The 16350-nt window shown below is 72.0% G+C and carries 18 protein-coding genes; 13 read left to right on the forward strand and 5 right to left on the reverse strand.

The window, feature by feature from the left end; translation table 11 throughout:
* Positions 1-37: 37 nt before the first annotated feature.
* From ACGFU6_RS21020 to ACGFU6_RS21050, 7 genes are all read left to right on the forward strand, one after another.
* Positions 38-781 carry a peptidoglycan recognition protein gene (locus tag ACGFU6_RS21020; RefSeq protein WP_393612758.1) on the forward strand — a complete coding sequence of 248 codons (744 nt, stop codon included), beginning with the start codon at positions 38-40 and terminating at the stop codon, positions 779-781.
* A gap of 70 nt (positions 782-851) precedes the next feature.
* Positions 852-1463, forward strand: a complete 612-nt coding sequence (locus ACGFU6_RS21025; RefSeq protein ID WP_393612759.1) for a GNAT family N-acetyltransferase — start codon at positions 852-854, stop codon at positions 1461-1463.
* A gap of 126 nt (positions 1464-1589) precedes the next feature.
* Positions 1590-3803 carry an MMPL family transporter gene (locus ACGFU6_RS21030; protein WP_393612761.1) on the forward strand — a complete coding sequence of 738 codons (2214 nt, stop codon included), beginning with the start codon at positions 1590-1592 and terminating at the stop codon, positions 3801-3803.
* Between the two features lie 5 nt (positions 3804-3808).
* Positions 3809-5062: a sensor histidine kinase gene (locus tag ACGFU6_RS21035; RefSeq protein ID WP_393612763.1), complete on the forward strand. Its 1254-nt coding sequence runs from the start codon at positions 3809-3811 to the stop codon at positions 5060-5062.
* The gene (locus tag ACGFU6_RS21040; RefSeq protein ID WP_393612765.1) at positions 5059-5715 is read left to right on the forward strand and encodes a response regulator; all 657 of its coding nucleotides are present in this window, start codon (positions 5059-5061) and stop codon (positions 5713-5715) included. The genes ACGFU6_RS21035 and ACGFU6_RS21040 overlap by 4 nt, the downstream gene beginning before the upstream one ends.
* A 106-nt stretch (positions 5716-5821) precedes the next feature.
* On the forward strand, positions 5822-6409 hold the full coding sequence (locus ACGFU6_RS21045) for a DUF2975 domain-containing protein (RefSeq protein ID WP_393612767.1): 588 nt from the start codon (positions 5822-5824) through the stop codon (positions 6407-6409).
* 3 nt (positions 6410-6412) lie between these two features.
* Positions 6413-6646 carry a helix-turn-helix domain-containing protein gene (locus tag ACGFU6_RS21050; protein WP_393612768.1) on the forward strand — a complete coding sequence of 78 codons (234 nt, stop codon included), beginning with the start codon at positions 6413-6415 and terminating at the stop codon, positions 6644-6646.
* Here the strand turns inward: ACGFU6_RS21050 and ACGFU6_RS21055 are convergent.
* The gene (locus tag ACGFU6_RS21055; protein ID WP_393612770.1) at positions 6618-7940 is read right to left on the reverse strand and encodes an ammonium transporter; all 1323 of its coding nucleotides are present in this window, start codon (positions 7938-7940) and stop codon (positions 6618-6620) included. The two genes, ACGFU6_RS21050 and ACGFU6_RS21055, sit on opposite strands and share 29 nt — an antisense overlap.
* A 165-nt stretch (positions 7941-8105) precedes the next feature.
* Positions 8106-9656: a hypothetical protein gene (locus tag ACGFU6_RS21060; RefSeq protein ID WP_393613002.1), complete on the reverse strand. Its 1551-nt coding sequence runs from the start codon at positions 9654-9656 to the stop codon at positions 8106-8108.
* Positions 9657-10073: 417 nt separating this feature from the next.
* Here ACGFU6_RS21060 and ACGFU6_RS21065 point away from each other — a divergent pair, with 417 nt between their 5' ends.
* Entirely contained in the window at positions 10074-10757 is a 684-nt protein-coding gene (locus tag ACGFU6_RS21065; protein ID WP_393612772.1) for a DUF998 domain-containing protein, read from the forward strand.
* Between the two features lie 54 nt (positions 10758-10811).
* Entirely contained in the window at positions 10812-11039 is a 228-nt protein-coding gene (locus ACGFU6_RS21070; protein ID WP_393612773.1) for a hypothetical protein, read from the forward strand.
* Positions 11040-11079: 40 nt separating this feature from the next.
* On the opposite strand, the gene ACGFU6_RS21075 is transcribed toward ACGFU6_RS21070, so the two are convergent.
* Positions 11080-11496, reverse strand: coding sequence for an ArsI/CadI family heavy metal resistance metalloenzyme (locus ACGFU6_RS21075; protein ID WP_393612774.1), 417 nt, complete (start codon positions 11494-11496; stop codon positions 11080-11082).
* Positions 11497-11575: 79 nt separating this feature from the next.
* Between ACGFU6_RS21075 and ACGFU6_RS21080 the strand changes: the two genes are divergently transcribed.
* Both ACGFU6_RS21080 and arsB read left to right on the forward strand, forming a co-directional pair.
* Positions 11576-11947 (forward strand): ArsR/SmtB family transcription factor, encoded by a 372-nt coding sequence (locus ACGFU6_RS21080; RefSeq protein WP_393612776.1) that lies wholly within the window; start codon positions 11576-11578, stop codon positions 11945-11947.
* Positions 11944-13029, forward strand: coding sequence for an ACR3 family arsenite efflux transporter (gene arsB, locus ACGFU6_RS21085; protein ID WP_393612777.1), 1086 nt, complete (start codon positions 11944-11946; stop codon positions 13027-13029). Before ACGFU6_RS21080 ends, arsB begins: the two co-directional genes overlap by 4 nt.
* Positions 13030-13214: 185 nt before the next feature.
* Here arsB and ACGFU6_RS21090 read toward each other — a convergent pair whose 3' ends face one another.
* Entirely contained in the window at positions 13215-13721 is a 507-nt protein-coding gene (locus ACGFU6_RS21090; RefSeq protein WP_393612779.1) for a DinB family protein, read from the reverse strand.
* 186 nt (positions 13722-13907) lie between these two features.
* On the opposite strand from ACGFU6_RS21090, the gene ACGFU6_RS21095 reads away from it, so the two are divergent.
* Positions 13908-14678: a polysaccharide deacetylase family protein gene (locus tag ACGFU6_RS21095; protein WP_393612781.1), complete on the forward strand. Its 771-nt coding sequence runs from the start codon at positions 13908-13910 to the stop codon at positions 14676-14678.
* 155 nt (positions 14679-14833) lie between these two features.
* Here ACGFU6_RS21095 and ACGFU6_RS21100 read toward each other — a convergent pair whose 3' ends face one another.
* Positions 14834-15688, reverse strand: a complete 855-nt coding sequence (locus ACGFU6_RS21100; protein ID WP_393612783.1) for an ABC transporter permease — start codon at positions 15686-15688, stop codon at positions 14834-14836.
* A gap of 11 nt (positions 15689-15699) precedes the next feature.
* Between ACGFU6_RS21100 and ACGFU6_RS21105 the strand changes: the two genes are divergently transcribed.
* On the forward strand, positions 15700-16347 hold the full coding sequence (locus ACGFU6_RS21105; RefSeq protein WP_393612784.1) for a response regulator: 648 nt from the start codon (positions 15700-15702) through the stop codon (positions 16345-16347).
* Positions 16348-16350: the final 3 nt, after the last annotated feature.

The raw sequence follows: 16350 nt of genomic DNA on the forward strand, positions 1-16350 counted from the left end.
ATCTGCGGACGGGGCCGGGAGGCCGCAGGGTGGTCCCATGTGGCCCCGTCGAGTCGTGCTGGGCGCCGCGGTCCTCCCGCTCACCCTGCTGGTGCTGCGGGACGCCCCGGTGCGGTTCGCGCTGCCCACGTCGGCCGCGGCCGCGCACGAGCGGCCGCACCCGGTGCCGCACGGCGTGCCGCAGCCCGCGATAGTCAGCCGGGCGGCCTGGCACGCCGACGAGCACATGGTCAGGGAGCCGGCGGTCTACACGGGCCCGGTGCGGGCGGTCTTCATCCACCACACCGGGGAGTCCAACGACTACGACTGCGCGGACGTGCCCCGGATGCTGCGCGCGGTGGAGGAGTCCCACATCAAGGGCAACGGCTGGGACGACATCGGCTACAACTTCCTCGTCGACCGGTGCGGGACGGTCTACGAGGGCCGGGCAGGCGGCGTCCGGCGTTCGGTGCGCGGCGCGCACACCACGGGCTTCAACGCCGACAGCGTGGGCATAGCGGTGCTGGGCAACTACGGCCGGGGGACCACGGTGCCGCCGGTCCTGGTGCGTGCGCTGGCGAAGGTGGCCGCGTGGAAGCTGCTGTCGGGCATCGATCCGCGCGGCAAGGTGCAGCTGGTCTCGACGAACGACGCGAGCCGGTTCCCCAAGGGCACGGTCGCCGACCTGAACGTCATATCCGGCCACCGCGACGCCTACCAGACCACCTGTCCGGGCGAGGCGCTGTACGCCGAGCTGCCCGCGATCCGGGCGGCGACGGCGGCCCTGCGCAGGACGCGGTGAACCGCGGCGGGTTGATTGCGCTAGTGCATATGCGTTTTCTGTCTAGTTCGTACTGGGCTAGGGTTCCGGCATGTCTGCCACACCTCCGCACCCCGTGACCCTGACCGGCCGCCACGTACGCCTGGAGCCGCTGTCCCCGGACCATCTCGACGGCCTCTTCGCCTCGGGCGGCGGTGACGAGGAGGTCTGGCGCTGGCAGGGCGGACCGGCCCCGCGCACCCGGGAGGAGCTCGGCGAGAAGATGGCGGCCCTGCTCGCGGACGCGCGGCGGGGCGCGCGCGTCCCGTTCGCCGTCATCGACCTCACCAGCGGCCTGGCCATCGGCTGGACCACGTACATGGACATCGACGTGGCCAACGAGCGGCTGGAGATCGGCTGGACCTGGTACGGCCGCGCGTACTGGCGCTCGGCCGTCAACACCGAGACCAAGCTGCTCCTGCTCACCCACGCCTTCGAGGAACTCGGCATGGGGCGCGTGCAGTTGAAGACCGACCACCTCAACGAGCGCTCTCAGGCGGCGATCGCGCGCCTCGGCGCCCGGCGCGAAGGGGTGCTGCGGCGCCACCGCCGCCGCCCGGACGGCAGTTGGCGCGACACGGTCTACTTCTCGCTGCTCGCCGACGAGTGGCCGCAGGCGAAGGCCGGGCTCAGGGCCCGGCTCGACGCCGGGTCCGCCGCCTGACTCCGAGGTCCCGCGCCGACCGCGTACGGGGGAAGGCCCCCGGGGCCTTGTCCACCGGTCGGTGGACACCGGGTTCCACCGGGCGGGGCTGCCGGGCGAGGGGCCTGGCGGACGAGCATTTACCGCATGAGAATACGACCCGTACGCATGGCCCGCTGGAGTGCGCGGCACCCGTGGAAAGCGATCGTCGGCTGGTTCCTCTTCGTGCTGCTGTGCCTCGGCGCGGGCATCACGGCAGGCAACAACCCGGCCACCACCGAGGACTTCTGGGTCGGTGAGGCCGGCCACGCCGAGTCGATGGCCACCGACGCCGGCCTCCAGCGCAGGCCCACCGAGCACATCCTGATCCGGTCCGCCTCCGGCCCCCTGGACAGCGCCGAGGCCACCGCCGCCGCCCGCGACGTCACCACCCGGATGAGCGCGCTGCCCGAGGTGGCGGAGGTCGCGCCGCCGGTCCGCTCGAAGGACGGCACCGCACTGCGGGTGACCGTGGTGATGAAGGGCGCCGAGCTCGACGGCAAGAAGAACGTCGTCCCGCTCCTCGACGCGACCGGCAAGACGGCCGACGCCCACCCGGGGCTGATCGTGGAGGAGACCGGGTCGCCCGCCATCTCCAAGGGCGTCAACGACCAGCGCGGCAAGGACCTCGCGCTCTCCGAGCGCCTCACCCTGCCGGTCACGCTCGTCATCCTGCTGATCGTGTTCGGCTCCGCCGTGATGGCCGGGGTGCCGCTGCTGCTGGCGCTCTCCTCGATCGCCGCCACGATGGGCCTGGCCATGCTGGCCTCGCACCTGATGCCCGACCCGGGCGTCGGCACCAACATGATCCTGCTCATCGGACTCGCGGTCGGCGTCGACTACACGCTCTTCTACCTCAAGCGCGAACGCGAGGAGCGGGCCCGCGCCAAGGGCCGGCTCGGCCCGGAGGCGCTGGTGGAGCTGGCCGCGGCGACGGCCGGCCGTGCCGTGGTGGTCTCCGGCCTCGCGGTGATCGTCTCCACCGCCACCCTGTACCTCGCCACGGACGTCATCTTCTCCTCGCTGGCGACCGGCACCATCCTGGTCGTCGCCGTCGCCGTGATCAGCTCGCTCACCGTGCTGCCCGCCCTGCTGGTGAAACTCGGCCACCGCGCCGAACGGCGTGCCGCCAAGAAGGCCGCCCGGCTGGCGAAGCGCGGCACACCCGCCGTGACGAAGAGCGCGAAGCCCGAGAACGGCCGGGTGTTCGGCGCCCTCCTGCGCCCCGCCCGGAACCACCCGGCGATCACCCTGTGCGTCTCCGTGCTGGTGATGCTCGCCGTGGCGGCGCCCGCGCTGGGGCTCAAGCTCATCGACCCGGGCAAGGACACCTTCTCCCGCGACATCCCGGCCATGCAGGTCTACGACCGGCTCACCGCCGAGTTCCCCGAACTCCTGGTCAAGCACGAGGTGGTGGCCCGCTCCGCCCCCGGCCGGGCCCCCGAGGTCAGGCAGGCGCTGACGGAGCTGGGACGCCGGGCCCAGGCGGACCCGCTCTTCGCGCGGAACGCCGCGCCGGTGCTGCGGACTTCCGGTGACGGGCGGATCAGCGTGCTGGAACTGGGCGTGCCGCACCCGGCGCCCTCCGACGAGGCGATCGCGTCCCTCGACCACCTCCGCGACCAGTACATTCCTTCCACCGTCGGTGAGTTGGCCGGCGTGGACACCGCGGTGAGCGGTGACGTGGCCCGGGGCCAGGACTATGTGCACCACGAGCGGAACAAGCTGCCCCTCGTCATCGGCTTCCTCCTGCTGCTGACCTTCGTGACCACGGCGGTCGCCTTCCGCTCCGCGGTCGTCGGCCTGATCGGCGTCGTACTGAACCTGCTGTCGGCGGCGGCCGCGCTCGGCGCGCTCGTGCTGGTCTTCCAGGGCACCTGGGCGGAGAGCCTGCTGGACTTCGACTCCCTCGGCGCGATCGCCTCCAGGGTGCCGCTCTTCCTCTTCGTGATCCTCTTCGGCCTTTCGATGGACTACCAGGTCTTCGTCGTCAGCCGGATCAAGGAGGCCATGGAGCACGGGATGTCGGCCCGCGAGGCGGTGCTCGACGGCATCGAGCGGTCCGCGAAGGTGGTCACGAGCGCGGCACTGGTCATGGTCACGGTGTTCGCCGCCTTCGTCTTCCTGCACCTCACCGAGATGAAGCAGATGGGCTTCTGCCTCGCGGTGGCGGTACTGCTGGACGCCGTGATCATCCGGATGATGATCCTGCCCTCCGTACTGCTGCTCCTGGGCGAGCGCGCCTGGCGTCCGCTGCGCCCCTCACGGCGGCGTGCGCGGAGCACCGAACCTGCCGCGCCCGCTCTCCCGCACGTAATCTGACCGCCATGCTTCAACGGCCGCAGCGCGGCGATCCGGTCTGGATCTGGGTGCTCCACGGGTGGGAGGCGCTCTCCTGGGCGCTGGCCGCCCTGGTCACCCTGATCACCCTGCTGGGGGGCACGTCCCCGGGACGCAAGCTCGGACTGCTCGCGCTGATGGCCGTGCTCGCCCTCTGCTACGCACTGGTGCGGCTGCGCCCCGGCAACCCGGTGCTGAGCCCCTACGGATATCTCGGCGTGCTCGCCGGGGTGCTGGGCGGTGTCTCGTACCTGGGGGACGGCTTCGGGGTGTTCTACGCCGTGATGCTCACCCAGTTCATCGTCTTCGCGGACAGCCCGAGGGGCGCGATCCTCTTCACGGGGCTCGGCGCCCTGGCGATCACGGTCGGCGGCAGCCTGCGCGAGGGCGGGCGGGCCGAGGTGTTCCTCAGCAACTCGGCCTCCTCCCTCGGCGTCTGGGCCATCGCCGTCGTGATGGCGGTACTGACTCCCCGGGCGCTCGCTCAGCGCGACGAACGGGCCGCGCTGCGGGCGGAGTTGAGAAGCACGCGGGTCGAACTGGCCGAGGTGTACCAGCGGCAGGGCGCCGCGGAGGAACGCGAACGGCTCGCCCGGGAGATCCACGACACCCTCGCCCAGGGCTTCGCCTCCATCATCGTGCTGGCGGAGGCGGCCAGGTCCCAGCTGTCGGTGGACACCGAACGCAGCGCCCAGCAGCTCCAGTCCATCGAGCAGACGGCCCGGGAGAACCTGGCCGAGGCCCGGGTCCTGGTCGGCGCCGCCCCCAGCAGCGGGGTGGCCGCCGGATCGGTCGCCAAGACGCTCCGGCGCACCCTGGACCGCTTCACCGAGGACACCGGCCTCACGGTCACGGCGGAGCTGGCGGACATCGAGTGCGACCAGCCGACCCGGATCGCGCTGCTGCGGTGCACCCAGGAGTCGCTGGCCAACATACGCAAGCACGCCGCCGCCTCCACCGTGGGCGTCGTCCTGGCCCGGCAGCCCGAAGGCGCGGAACTGGAGATCACCGACGACGGACGCGGGTTCGTCGTCGAGGACTCCCACGGCTTCGGACTGGACGGCATGCGACGGCGCCTCGCGGAGTTCGGCGGCGGCCTCACCGTCACCAGCTCGGTCGGAGACGGCACCCGCATCCTCGCCACGATCCCGCTGAGCCACGACCCTCCGAGTCACGTCCCTCCGAGCCACGACCCGCTGAGCCACGATCCCTCTGAACGACAGGTCCCAGGTGTGACATGACATCAGACCCCGCGGCAGCCGCCGCCCCGCTGCGCATCATCCTGGCCGACGACCACACCGTGATGCGCGCCGGCCTGGTCGCCCTGCTGGGCTCCGAGCCCACCGTCGAGATCGTCGGTGAGGCGGGCGACGGCCGGGAGGCCGTCGGCCTCGTCGAGCGGCTCCGGCCGGACGTGGCCCTGCTCGACCTGCGCATGCCGGTCCTGGACGGGGTCGGCGCCACCACGGAGATCGTCGCGGGCCCCACGTCCACCCGCGTCCTGATCCTCACCACGTACGAGACCGACGCGGACATCGAGCGCGGTGTGGAGGCGGGCGCCACCGGCTACCTGCTCAAGGACGCCACCCGCGAACAGCTCGTCGACGCCATCCACGCGGCCTCCCGGGGCGAGACGGTGCTGGCCCCCCGGGTCGCCCAGCGGCTGGTGGCCCGGATGCGCCGTCCGGTCCCGGTCACGCTGACCGCCCGCGAGGCCGAGGTGCTGGACGCGGTGGCCGACGGGCTGTCCAACGGGGAGATCGGCCGGCGGCTGTTCATCGGGGAGGCCACGGTCAAGACCCACCTGCTGCGGATCTTCGCCAAGCTCGACGTCAACGACCGCACGCGCGCGGTCGTCGTCGCGATGAACGGCGGTCTGCTGCAACGCCGTTAGCGCTCCCCTCCGCGTCGCGCCGGGCCGGCGGGACGACCTTGCACTTGTCGTTTATCGATATGCCCCCCTACAGTGAGCATATCGATAAACGATGGAGGGGGATGCGATGAACAGGCGACTCACGAGCGTGCTGGCCTCGGTGACCTTCGGGCTGGCGGTGCTCAGCGGGCTGGCCTTCCTCGGCAAGGGTGCCTCGCACATGCTCGACGACGGGGCGGTCTGCGTGGAGACGGGCTTCTGGGCCAACGCCCGGCTGTCGTCGGACGGCCTGCCGGTCGCGAAGGGCGTCGAGGCCTCGGGCAGTCTCACGCGCCTCTGCCAGGAGAGCCCCTCGGTGGGCCAGCGCGCGGCCGACCTCGGGAGCGGGCTGCCCTGGCTGCTGTTCGGCGCGATCGCGCTGCTGCTCTTCTCCCGGCTGCTGACGACCGTGCTGAAGAAGGGCCCGTTCACCGAGCCGGTGGCCCGGCAGCTCACCACGCTCGGCTGGGTCGTCGCCGCCGGTACGCCGCTGGCCGGTCTCGTCGTCGGGTGGTCGCAGTCCTGGCTCGTCGGGTCGATGGCGCCGGTGGTGGGTTCCGGGCCGACGGTCGCCGGGCCGCTGGTTCTGGTGTTCGCCGGCCTCGCCGGTGTGATCCTTGGCAGGATCATGCGCGACGGTGTGCGCATGCGGGAGGACCTCGAAGGGACCGTCTGACTGATGACCGAGGACGAAATCCACTCGATCCGCATTCACCTCGACCGGCTCCTGGTCGAACGCGGTATGACGCTCACCGAACTGTCCGCGCAGGTGGGGATCACCGTCGTCAACCTGTCCGTGCTCAAGAACGGGCGGGCCAAGGCCATCCGCTTCTCCACCCTGTCGAGGATCTGCGAGATCCTCGGCTGCCAGCCGGGGGACCTGATCACTCACGAGCCCGCCGAGCGGGCCTAGGTTCCGCGCGGGCGTCGGTGGCGAGCGCCGCGCCGTGGCCGAGGGCGCCGTGGTCGTAGGCGCTCTCGGCGTGCAGCGTCTGGTCGAGGCCGGTGAGCTCCTCGTCGGCGGAGGCCCGCAGGCCCATCAGCCGGTCGATCGCCTTGCCGATCCCGTACGTCATGAGGAAGGTGTACGCCGCCACGGCGAGGACGGCGACGGCCTGCCGGCCGAGCTGGGCCGCGCCGCCGCCGTAGAACAGCCCCTCCGGGCCGCCGGTCATCGTGGTGGTCGCGAACAGGCCGATGAGCAGGGTGCCGACGATGCCGCCGACGAAGTGCACGCCGACCACGTCCAGCGAGTCGTCGTAGTCGAGGCGGAACTTCCACCCCACGGCGTACGAGCAGACGACCCCGGCCGTGAGCCCGACCGCCGCGGCCCCCACGATGCCGACCGTGCCGCAGGCGGGGGTGATCGCGACCAGCCCCGCGACCGCGCCCGAGGCGGAGCCGAAGGTGGTGGGGTGGCCGTCGCGCTTCTGCTCGACGAAGAGCCAGCCGAGCAGCCCGGTGCAGCCGGCGACGAGCGTGTTGAGCATCGAGGCCGCCGCCAGGCCGTTGGCGCCCAGGGCCGAACCGCCGTTGAAGCCGAGCCAGCCGAACCAGAGCAGCCCGGCGCCGAGCATCACCATGGGAAGGTTGTGCGGGCGCATCGCGTCCTTCTTGAACCCGATGCGCGGCCCGACCACCAGCGCGAGCGCCAGCCCGGACGCCCCGGACGCGATCTCCACCACCAGCCCGCCGGCGAAGTCCAGCGCGCCCAGCGAGTCCTTGATCCAGCCGCCGGGGCCCCAGACCCAGTGGGCGACGGGAGCGTATACGAGCAGGGTCCACACCGGTACGAAGACCAGCCAGGCGGCGAACCTCGTACGGTCCGCGATCGCGCCGCTGATCAGGGCGGCCGTGACGATCGCGAACGTCAGCTGGAAGGTGGTGAACAGCAGGGTGGGTACGCTGCCGGTGAGCGTGCCGGGGCCGATGCCCGCCATGCCCAGGTGGCCGAGGCCGCCGACGAGACCGCCGAACGCGTCGCCGTCGAAGGCCAGCGAGTAGCCCGCGAGCAGCCAGACGACCGTGACCAGCGCGATCGACACGAAGCTCATCATCAGCATGTTCAGGACGCTCTTCGTGCGGACCATGCCGCCGTAGAACAGCGCCAGGCCCGGAGTCATCAGCAGAACGAGCGCGGTGGCGGCCAGCAGCCAGGCGGTGTCGCCTGTGTCGAGGCCTGCCGCGGCCAGATTCACGGGGGTCACTGTGGGGGTCCCTCCTCGGTACGGCGTGCGGGTCGGGCGACAGAGAGGCTGTCGGAGAGCGTGACCGGCGCGCGTTTCGTAACGGGGACCCAGGTGTTTCCGCGATATTTCATTGCGGGGTGGTTGCCGAAATCTCACCACCCCGTGCAGGGCGGGGGACCCGGTTCAGCAGCGGCGTGCCCGTGACAGCGCGTAGACCGAGTCCAGCCGGTAGGTGCCGCTCCTGGGCACGGTGAGCTCCGTCCAGTCGCCGTCCCGCCGCAGACAGCCGCCGGCGCCGCGCCCGCCGACCTCGCGCGCCCGCAGCCACGGCGAGTACGCCAGCCGCACGGTCAGCGAGCCCGCCCTCGGCACCCGGACCACCAGATCGGCCTCGCTGCCGCTCACCACCGCGGCCGGCGCCGGCACCAGGGGCACCGCGTCGCGCACCCGGTAGACGGACCAGCCGTCGTCCCGCCACACCCGTCGCAGCCAGGGCAGCCCGCCGCGCACCAGGGCCGCCTCCGCCTCGGCGGGGCCGTCGGGCTGCCCGTGGTGCAGCACCACGTACCCCACGGCCCAGCGGTCCAGCCAGGCACGGTAGGTGGCCGGGGACAGCGTCCCGTCGTAGAAGAGGCGCCCCCGCTCCACGTCGAGCTGCCGGTTCCAGCCGCGTGCCATGTTCACGTGGCGGGCCAGCACCGTCGCCTCACGGTGGTTGCGGGCGGGGACGACCTCCACGCGGGTCCGGCCGGCGTTCAGGCGCCGCAGTTCGCTGACGACGCCGTCCGTGCGGGCCGCCCAGGACGGCACGGCGTCGGAGACCTTGAGATCGTCCACCGTCTTGCCGGCCAGCCAGTTGGCGGACAGTCCGAGAGCCACGGCGATGACGACCGTACGGGTCCAGTCCCGCTCCCGGACGAGCTCCAGGAGCGCCGCGAGGAGTACGGGGACGGCGACGAGGCCGAGGAGCCGCTCCACGTTCGTCCCGATCGGGGAGGCGACGAGGAAGACGAGGACGACGCCGACGGCGTACACCGCGGCGCCGTAACGCGTGACGAGCCACCGCCGCCCCGGCGGCGCCGCGACCGCCAGCGCGGCGCAGACCAGCAGCGGCATCCACAGCCGGTTGCCGTGCATGGGCTGCTCGCCCTCGCCGGGGAAGAGCAGCGCGACCGCTCCCACGACGGCGACGAACGGGACGATCAGGACGACGCCCCTGCGCCACTGCCGGTCCAGCAGGTAGGCCGCCCCCGCCACCACGAGGAACAGCCCCGCCACCGGACTGGCCATCGCCGCCAGCGCCCCGGCCACGAGCGGGACCACGACGCGGTGGACGTACAGGCAGGCGACGAGCCCTATGGCGACGCCGAGCGCGAACGTCGTACGCCCCGAGGCGACGTTGCACCACAGGGCCAGTGAGGCGAGCACCGCGGGGGCGAGCGGCCGACGTATCCCCGCGCGGACGAACAGCAGGGCGATCAGCCACGATCCGGCGATCCCGGCGGCCACCGAGACCGTCCGGACGCCGAGGAAGGCCATCAGGTACGAGGAGAAGACGCTGTACCCGGCGGTGTGGATGCCGCCGTACCAGGACAGGTTGTACGCCGAGCCCGGGTGGCGCGCGGTGAAGCCCGACCAGGCGAGCTGCGCGGCCAGATCGCCGCCGCCGGTCGCCAGGACGGCCGCCCACACGACGTACAGCGGCACCACGACGGCGACCGCGACGAGCGGCACCAGGTGGCGCCGCCACCAGGGCGGCACGGCCGGTTCCCCGTCCCCGCCCTCCCGTCGCAGCTCACCGACGTCACCCGTACCCGCTCGCACTTCCCCGCTGATCCCCACCCGGGCAAGCCTAGGGCGTGTTTGAAAGTAGCGTCGTCCGCCCGAAGGGCCGCCGGGCAGACGGGACTTTCAAAACACGCCCTCGGGTCTGCCGTTCGGATCGGGCTGGGCTTGCGGGGTCCGCGGCTTCTCCGCACCGGACGGTCAGGGGGCACGGCATGACATGTCCGGACCGTTTGCTGCGGCGGTATGCCGGTGGCAGGGCGAGACCGGTCGGACTCCATGTGGCCCAGGTCACATGGACGGGGCCGATGACTTCACCGGGCGGCGTGGGTCATACCCGCAACACCCGGACGAGAAAGGAACGTCATGACTCAGACGCTCAACTCCCGCCACTTCGCATCGAGTTCGGCCGGCACCCCGGCCGGCGTTCCGTCGTCCTCCCGGCGCCTGCTCGCCGGTGCGGTGGCCGCGGGCCCGCTGTTCCTCGGGGCGGGCATCGTGCAGGGCCTGGCGCGGGAGGGCTTCGGTTTCACCCATAACGCGATCAGCCAGCTGGCCCTCGGCGACCTGGGCTGGATCCAGACCGTGAACTTCGTGCTCGCCGGCGTCCTGCTGCTCGCCGGGGCGGCCGGCCTGCGCCGCGTACTGAGACCGGAGCCGGGCGGGACCTGGGGCCCGGCGCTGATCGCCGTCTTCGGGGCGTCGTTCCTGGTCGCGGCCGTCTTCCGGGCCGACCCCGGAGGCGGCTTCCCCGTCGGTTCCCCGGCGGCCGGCACCCTGAGCGCGCACGGTGCGGGCCACATGGCCGGCGGCGGGATCGGATACCTCGCGCTGTCCGCCGCGTTCGTCGTCCTGGCCCGTCCGCTGGCGGCCCGGGGGTACCGAGGCTGGGCGCGGGCCTCCCGGGTCGCGCCGGTCGTCGTCCTCACCGGATTCATGGCCTCGGCCGCCTCGGTCCTGGTGTTCACGCTCGGAGCCGGCCTCGGCCTCTGCTGGCTGGCGGCAGTCGCGGTCCGGCTGCTCACCGGCCCTTCCTCGCAAGGACGTTAGGGCATACCGGCGGGCGTGCGGCGGGTGATCGCCCGGCCGGTAGGCTCGTCCGCCATGCCCATACCGATGCCCACCTGGATCACCCCGCGCGGCACCGGAGCCGCCCTCGTCATCGCGGCCGTGTTCGCGTCCGGCTGGTACCTGGGGCAACCCGTGCAGGCCGCGCGGTGCGAGGTGCCGCCGAGGACCGTGCGCTACAGCGACCACCTGGCCGCCGACACCGTCCCGGGCTGCGGCGAGAGGCCGCGCCTGCTTGCCTGGCTCACCGGGTCCCTGCGCTGAGGGCCGGGCGGGAAGCGGCCCCCGGCGTCGGGCGGCCGCGTCAGGCGCAGCAGGCGTCGCCCTCCAGGGCGGGGCTCTTGCCCATCAGGCCGGCGTCGGCCTTGACGACGTAGACCTCCCACGGCTCCTTGCCGGGGCCGTGGACCCACACCTTGTCCTGGAGGGCGTAGCAGCAGGAGGTGTCGTTCTCCTCGAAGGTGGCGAGCCCGGCGTCCTTGAGGCGGGTGGCGGCGGCGGCCACCTCGTCGGTGGAGTCGACCTCGACGCCGAGGTGGTCCAGGCGGGTCTCCTGGCCGGGCTCGCCCTCGATGAGGACGAGCTTGAGGGGTGGTGTGGTGATCGCGAAGTTCGCGTATCCCGGGCGCCGCTTGGCGGGTTCGACGCCGAACAGCTTGGAGTAGAAGGCTACCGACGCTTCGAGGTCGGCGACGTTGAGCGCGAGCTGGGCACGGGACATGGCACTCTCCTGATCAGGTTGTATCGACTCCTGTCGAATCAAGCTTGCGTCTTGGATCGAAGAACGTCAACATAGAAGCATGTCGAAACAAGAGCTTGTGGTGCTTGGCCGAGGGGACGGGGACGGATGCTGTCCCACCCTGCTGACCGCACCGCTGGACGAGGCGCGGGCCGAGACGCTGGCGAAGGTGTTCAAGGCTCTGGGCGATCCGGTGCGGCTGCGGCTGCTGTCGATGATCGCCTCCCGCGCGGGCGGGGAGATCTGCGTCTGTGATCTCACCCCCGCCTTCGAGCTGTCCCAGCCGACGATCTCCCACCACCTCAAGCTGCTGAAGCAGGCCGGGCTCATCGACTCCGAGCGGCGCGGTACCTGGGTCTACTACCGGCTCCTGCCGGAGACGACCGACCAATTGGCCGCCGTGCTCACGCGTCCCGCCGGGACGGCCTCGTGAGCACGGGCACCAGTACCAGCACCGTCGCCGCCGACGGGCCGGTCGCCGGGCGGCTGTCGTTCCTGGACCGCTTCCTCGCCGGGTGGATCCTCCTCGCGATGGCCGCCGGCCTCGGCCTCGGCCGGCTCGTCCCGGGCCTGGGGGACGGGCTCGCGCGGGTGACGGTCACCGGGGTCTCGCTGCCGATCGCGCTCGGCCTGCTCGTGATGATGTACCCGGTCCTGGCCAAGGTCCGCTACGACCGCCTCGACACGGTCACCCGGGACCGCCGCCTGCTGATCCCGTCGCTGGTCCTGAACTGGATCGCGGGCCCGGCCCTGATGTTCGCGCTCGCCTGGCTCCTCCTGCCGGACCTGCCGGAGTACCGCACCGGCCTGATCATCGTCGGCCTCGCCCGCTGCATCGCGATGGTCGTCATCTGGAACGACCTGGCCTGCGGCGACCGGGAGGCCGCCGCGGTGCTGGTCGCCCTGAACTCCGTCTTCCAGGTACTGGCGTTCAGCCTGCTCGGCTGGTTCTACCTGAGCGTGCTGCCCGGCCTGCTCGGCCTGGAGCAGACCTCGCTCGACGTCTCGGTGTGGGAGATCGCCCGCTCCGTGCTGATCTTCCTGGGCGTTCCGCTACTGGCCGGATTCCTCACCCGCCGGATCGGCGAGAGGGCCCGGGGCCGCACCTGGTACGAGACGGAACTGATCCCCCGCATCGGCCCGTTCGCCCTCTACGGGCTGCTGTTCACGATCGTCGTGCTCTTCGCCCTCCAGGGCGACGCCATCACCTCCGAGCCCTTCGACGTCATCCGGATCGCCGTACCGCTGCTGGTGTACTTCGCCGTCATGTGGGCCGGGTCCATGGCGGTCGGGCGGGCCGTCGGACTCGGCTACCCGAAGGCGGCGACCCTGGCGTTCACCGCCGCCGGCAACAACTTCGAACTGGCCATCGCGGTCGCCATCGCCACCTTCGGCGCCACCTCGGGCCAGGCCCTCGCCGGGGTCGTCGGACCGCTCATCGAAGTGCCCGTCCTCATCGGCCTGGTCCACGTCGCCCTGGCCGCCCGCAGGTTCTTCCCCGGCCCGGCGGCGTAAGGACCGGGCCATCTGGCCACTTAAGCGGCCGGTTGGACGTAGGTCATCACCCACCACGCACCGTTCATCCGTCACTGCCGGGCCCCGCTCCGGGCGCGGCCTCTCGTCCGACTCCATTGAGGAGATACGTTCATGACCGGCTCGGTCAGGCCATCGGCAGTCTCGGCATGCCGCCGTCCCGGCCCTCAGTAGATGCCGGTGCTCCCGTCGATCGTCTCCCGGATGATGTCGGCGTGACCCGCGTGCCGGGCCGTCTCCTCGATCATGTGGTGCAGGACCCAGCGCAGATTCCGGTCCGACAGGTCGGCCAACGCGCATGGGGCGTCCAGCGGCAGACCCGCGGTGATCTCCCTCGAAACGGCCGCCTGCTCCTCGAAGTACGCCGCCCAGTGCGCGACCGTGTCGCGCTCGTCGACACGGAAGTCCTCCTCGAACCAGCCCTCTTCCTCCGCCTCGGGCCACTCGCCGGGGAGCACCCGCCCCGCCACGATGGCCTGGAACCACCGGCGCTCCCAGAGCGCGGCGTGCTTGAGCAGCCCCAGCAGGGACAGCGGGCTCACCGTCGGCGCCCGGCGGGCGTCCGCGTCGGACACGCCCACGATCTTCCGGAGCAGGTCGGCGCGCTGTTTGTCGAGGAAGCCGCAGAGGGCGTCCCGTTCGGTGGATATGGAGAACGACTGCTTGTCCGTCATGCCGCGCGACGCTATCGGATCTGCGGGACGGGCCCCGTGGGCCGCGCACCTGTCGCGGATGGCCTGCGTTTGTCGCCGGGCCCCTGCAGCTTTGTCCGCGATCCGTAACGGGGGGATCTTGTGGCGGTGTTCGTATGTCTTGATGGGGGCAGGGCATCGGCGAACACGACAAAGGGGTGGGCGGACATGGCGAAGCACAAGGGAAGGGGATGGCACGGCAGGCTTCTCGCGGCGGCGCTCGGAGTGACGGCGGTGGCCGCCGCCACCTCGGTGTGGACCGCCCAGGCCGACACCACCGGAGGGCGGCAGCCGCAGGCCGGGGCCGGCGCACCGGCCAACGGGCCCGCGGCCAAGGTGGCCGAGGACATCGCGCACGCCTCGGACCGGGGCGCACGGGGCGTCAACATCACGATCGACGACGGACCCGACCCGACGTGGACCCCGCAGGTGCTGCAGCTCCTGAAGGAGAGCGGCGTCAAGGCCACGTTCTGCATGGTGGGCACCCAGGCCCAGGCCCACCCGGACCTGGTCAAGGCGGTCGTGGCGGGCGGGCACCGGCTCTGCGACCACACCGTCTCGCACGACACCGCGATGGACCACAAGTCCGAGGCCTACCAGTCCCAACAGATCCTGGATGCCGAGCGCATGATCACCAAGGCGTCCGGCGGCGTCCGGCCGCAGTACTACCGAGCCCCGGGCGGCGCCTTCACCCCGTACAGCCGGCACCTCGCCGCCTCCCGGGGTATGCGGCCGCTGGGCTGGAACGTCGACACCAAGGACTTCGAGCACCCCGGTGTCGCGGCGATCGTCGCCACCGTGAAGAGCGAGATCTCCAACGGGCCGACCATCCTCTTCCACGACGCCGGCGGGGACCGCGCCGAGACCCTGGCCGCGCTGCGCGAGGTGCTGCCCTGGCTGAAGGAGCAGGGGTACAGCTTCGGCTTCCCCGTGCGGTGAGTGCGGCTCTCCCGCGCACACGCCAAATCCCGGCTCGGCAAGGGCGGACAGGCATGGGCGGGCGGCGACGGCCGGACGTCCCCGGGCGCGCTGCCTGCGGAGGAGAAGGCCGCGCCAGGGGTGGCCGGGTTCCCGGGCGTCCTGTCCCGTGGTTCCTAGGCGGTCTGCTTGCGGAGTGTCCTGGAGGTGACCAGTACCCCGGCGGCGACGGCTGCCAGGAGGGTGCCGAGGATCGCGGCGACGATCACGGGGGCGTTCAGGTGCAGGCTCACATCGGTTGAGGTGGCCTGGGACAGGCCGGAGGCCATTCCGGCCAGCGGGGGCAGTGTGACCAGGACGCCCAGGGCGGCGCCGATGACGACCAGGAGCGCGGTCTCGCCCGCGGCCAGGAGAACGAGCTGGCGGACCGTGCCGCCGGCGGTCTTCATGACTTCGTAGTCGCGGCGGCGGCCGTGGGCCGCCATCGCCATGCTGTTGGCGACCGCGATCACGCTGTAGCCGACCGAGATCACGATGAGCATGGTGGCCAGGCTGTCGGTGAGCTCGGCGTCGGTGTTGTAGTCGGCCAGTGCGTACTCCAGGGCGTCGTGGGTGGCGGTGCCGGGTACGGCGTTGGTGGCCTTGATGCCGGCCGGGACGAAGATGTCGTCGGTCAGGGCGGCCGGGTCGTGGGCACGGACCAGGTCGCGGGCGACGACGAAGTCGCCGCGGGCCGGGTCGTCGGGCAGCACCGCGCTGACCCTCAGGGTGACGGTGGCGCCGTCGCCGAACCGGACCGGCACCCACCGGCCCTCCTCGAGGTTCAGGTCCTTGGCGGTGCGGGTGCCGACGACGGCCTGGCCCGGCTTGTCCCACTTGGCGTCCCGGCTGCCCAGGACGTCCATGACGACGGGGCTCTCGGCCTTGCCGACGAAGGCACGGGTGGGCAGGGCGGCCTTGCCGACCGGGTCACGGCGCTCGAAGGCCGGATGCGGGTGTCGAGCCCGGCCGGCGGTCCCACCCTGCTGCACGTGGAGGTACCTTGTCGCTTCGCCTGATCGTGGCCGAAGACGCCGTCCTGCTGCGCGAAGGCCTCATCGCCCTGCTGCAACGGGTCGGACACGAGGTGGTGGCCGCGGTGGGTGACGCCGACGCGCTGGTCACGGCCGTCCGCGCCGACCGCCCCGACCTGATCGTCACCGACGTACGGATGCCGCCGACGATGAGCGACGACGGCCTCAAGGCGGCCGTGCGGCTCCGGCAGGAGTTCCCCGGGCTGCCCGTACTCGTGCTCAGCCAGTACGTGGAACGCTCCTACGCGCTCGGGCTGCTGGACTCCGGCGGCGGGGCGGGCGTGGGCTATCTGCTCAAGGAGCGGGTGGCCGCGGTCGCCGACTTCACCGCCGCGATCGACCGCATCGCCGTCGGTGGGACCGTCGTCGACCCCGAGGTGATCCAGCAGCTCGTACGGCTGCGCCAGGACCCCCTGGAACGGCTCAGTCCCCGAGAGCGCGAAGTCCTCGCGCTGATCGCGCAGGGGCGCTCCAACGCCACCCTCGCGGCCGAACTGTTCATCAGTGAGGCAGCCGTGAACAAGCATGTGGGCAACATCTTCGCCAAGCTCGACCTGCCCGTCGGAGCCGAGGGGAACCGGCGCGTGCTGGCCGCCCTCGCCTACCTCCGGGCGTGACAC

The organism is Streptomyces sp. NPDC048462 (assembly GCF_043200175.1).
In the GTDB taxonomy this organism is placed as follows: Bacteria; Actinomycetota; Actinomycetes; order Streptomycetales; family Streptomycetaceae; genus Streptomyces.

Bases quoted from the DNA above. Each gene is read 5' to 3' on its own strand.
- ACGFU6_RS21075 (WP_393612774.1), bottom strand. From the start codon at position 11,496: ATGTCCCGTGCCCAGCTCGCGCTCAACGTCGCCGACCTCGAAGCGTCG.
- ACGFU6_RS21090 (WP_393612779.1), bottom strand. From the start codon at position 13,721: ATGACGGACAAGCAGTCGTTCTCCATATCCACCGAACGGGACGCCCTC.
- ACGFU6_RS21040 (WP_393612765.1), top strand. From the start codon at position 5,059: ATGACATCAGACCCCGCGGCAGCCGCCGCCCCGCTGCGCATCATCCTG.
- ACGFU6_RS21070 (WP_393612773.1), top strand. From the start codon at position 10,812: ATGCCCATACCGATGCCCACCTGGATCACCCCGCGCGGCACCGGAGCC.
- ACGFU6_RS21025 (WP_393612759.1), top strand. From the start codon at position 852: ATGTCTGCCACACCTCCGCACCCCGTGACCCTGACCGGCCGCCACGTA.
- ACGFU6_RS21045 (WP_393612767.1), top strand. From the start codon at position 5,822: ATGAACAGGCGACTCACGAGCGTGCTGGCCTCGGTGACCTTCGGGCTG.
- ACGFU6_RS21065 (WP_393612772.1), top strand. From the start codon at position 10,074: ATGACTCAGACGCTCAACTCCCGCCACTTCGCATCGAGTTCGGCCGGC.
- ACGFU6_RS21035 (WP_393612763.1), top strand. From the start codon at position 3,809: ATGCTTCAACGGCCGCAGCGCGGCGATCCGGTCTGGATCTGGGTGCTC.
- ACGFU6_RS21050 (WP_393612768.1), top strand. From the start codon at position 6,413: ATGACCGAGGACGAAATCCACTCGATCCGCATTCACCTCGACCGGCTC.
- ACGFU6_RS21095 (WP_393612781.1), top strand. From the start codon at position 13,908: ATGGCGAAGCACAAGGGAAGGGGATGGCACGGCAGGCTTCTCGCGGCG.
- ACGFU6_RS21080 (WP_393612776.1), top strand. From the start codon at position 11,576: ATGTCGAAACAAGAGCTTGTGGTGCTTGGCCGAGGGGACGGGGACGGA.
- ACGFU6_RS21020 (WP_393612758.1), top strand. From the start codon at position 38: ATGTGGCCCCGTCGAGTCGTGCTGGGCGCCGCGGTCCTCCCGCTCACC.
- ACGFU6_RS21030 (WP_393612761.1), top strand. From the start codon at position 1,590: ATGAGAATACGACCCGTACGCATGGCCCGCTGGAGTGCGCGGCACCCG.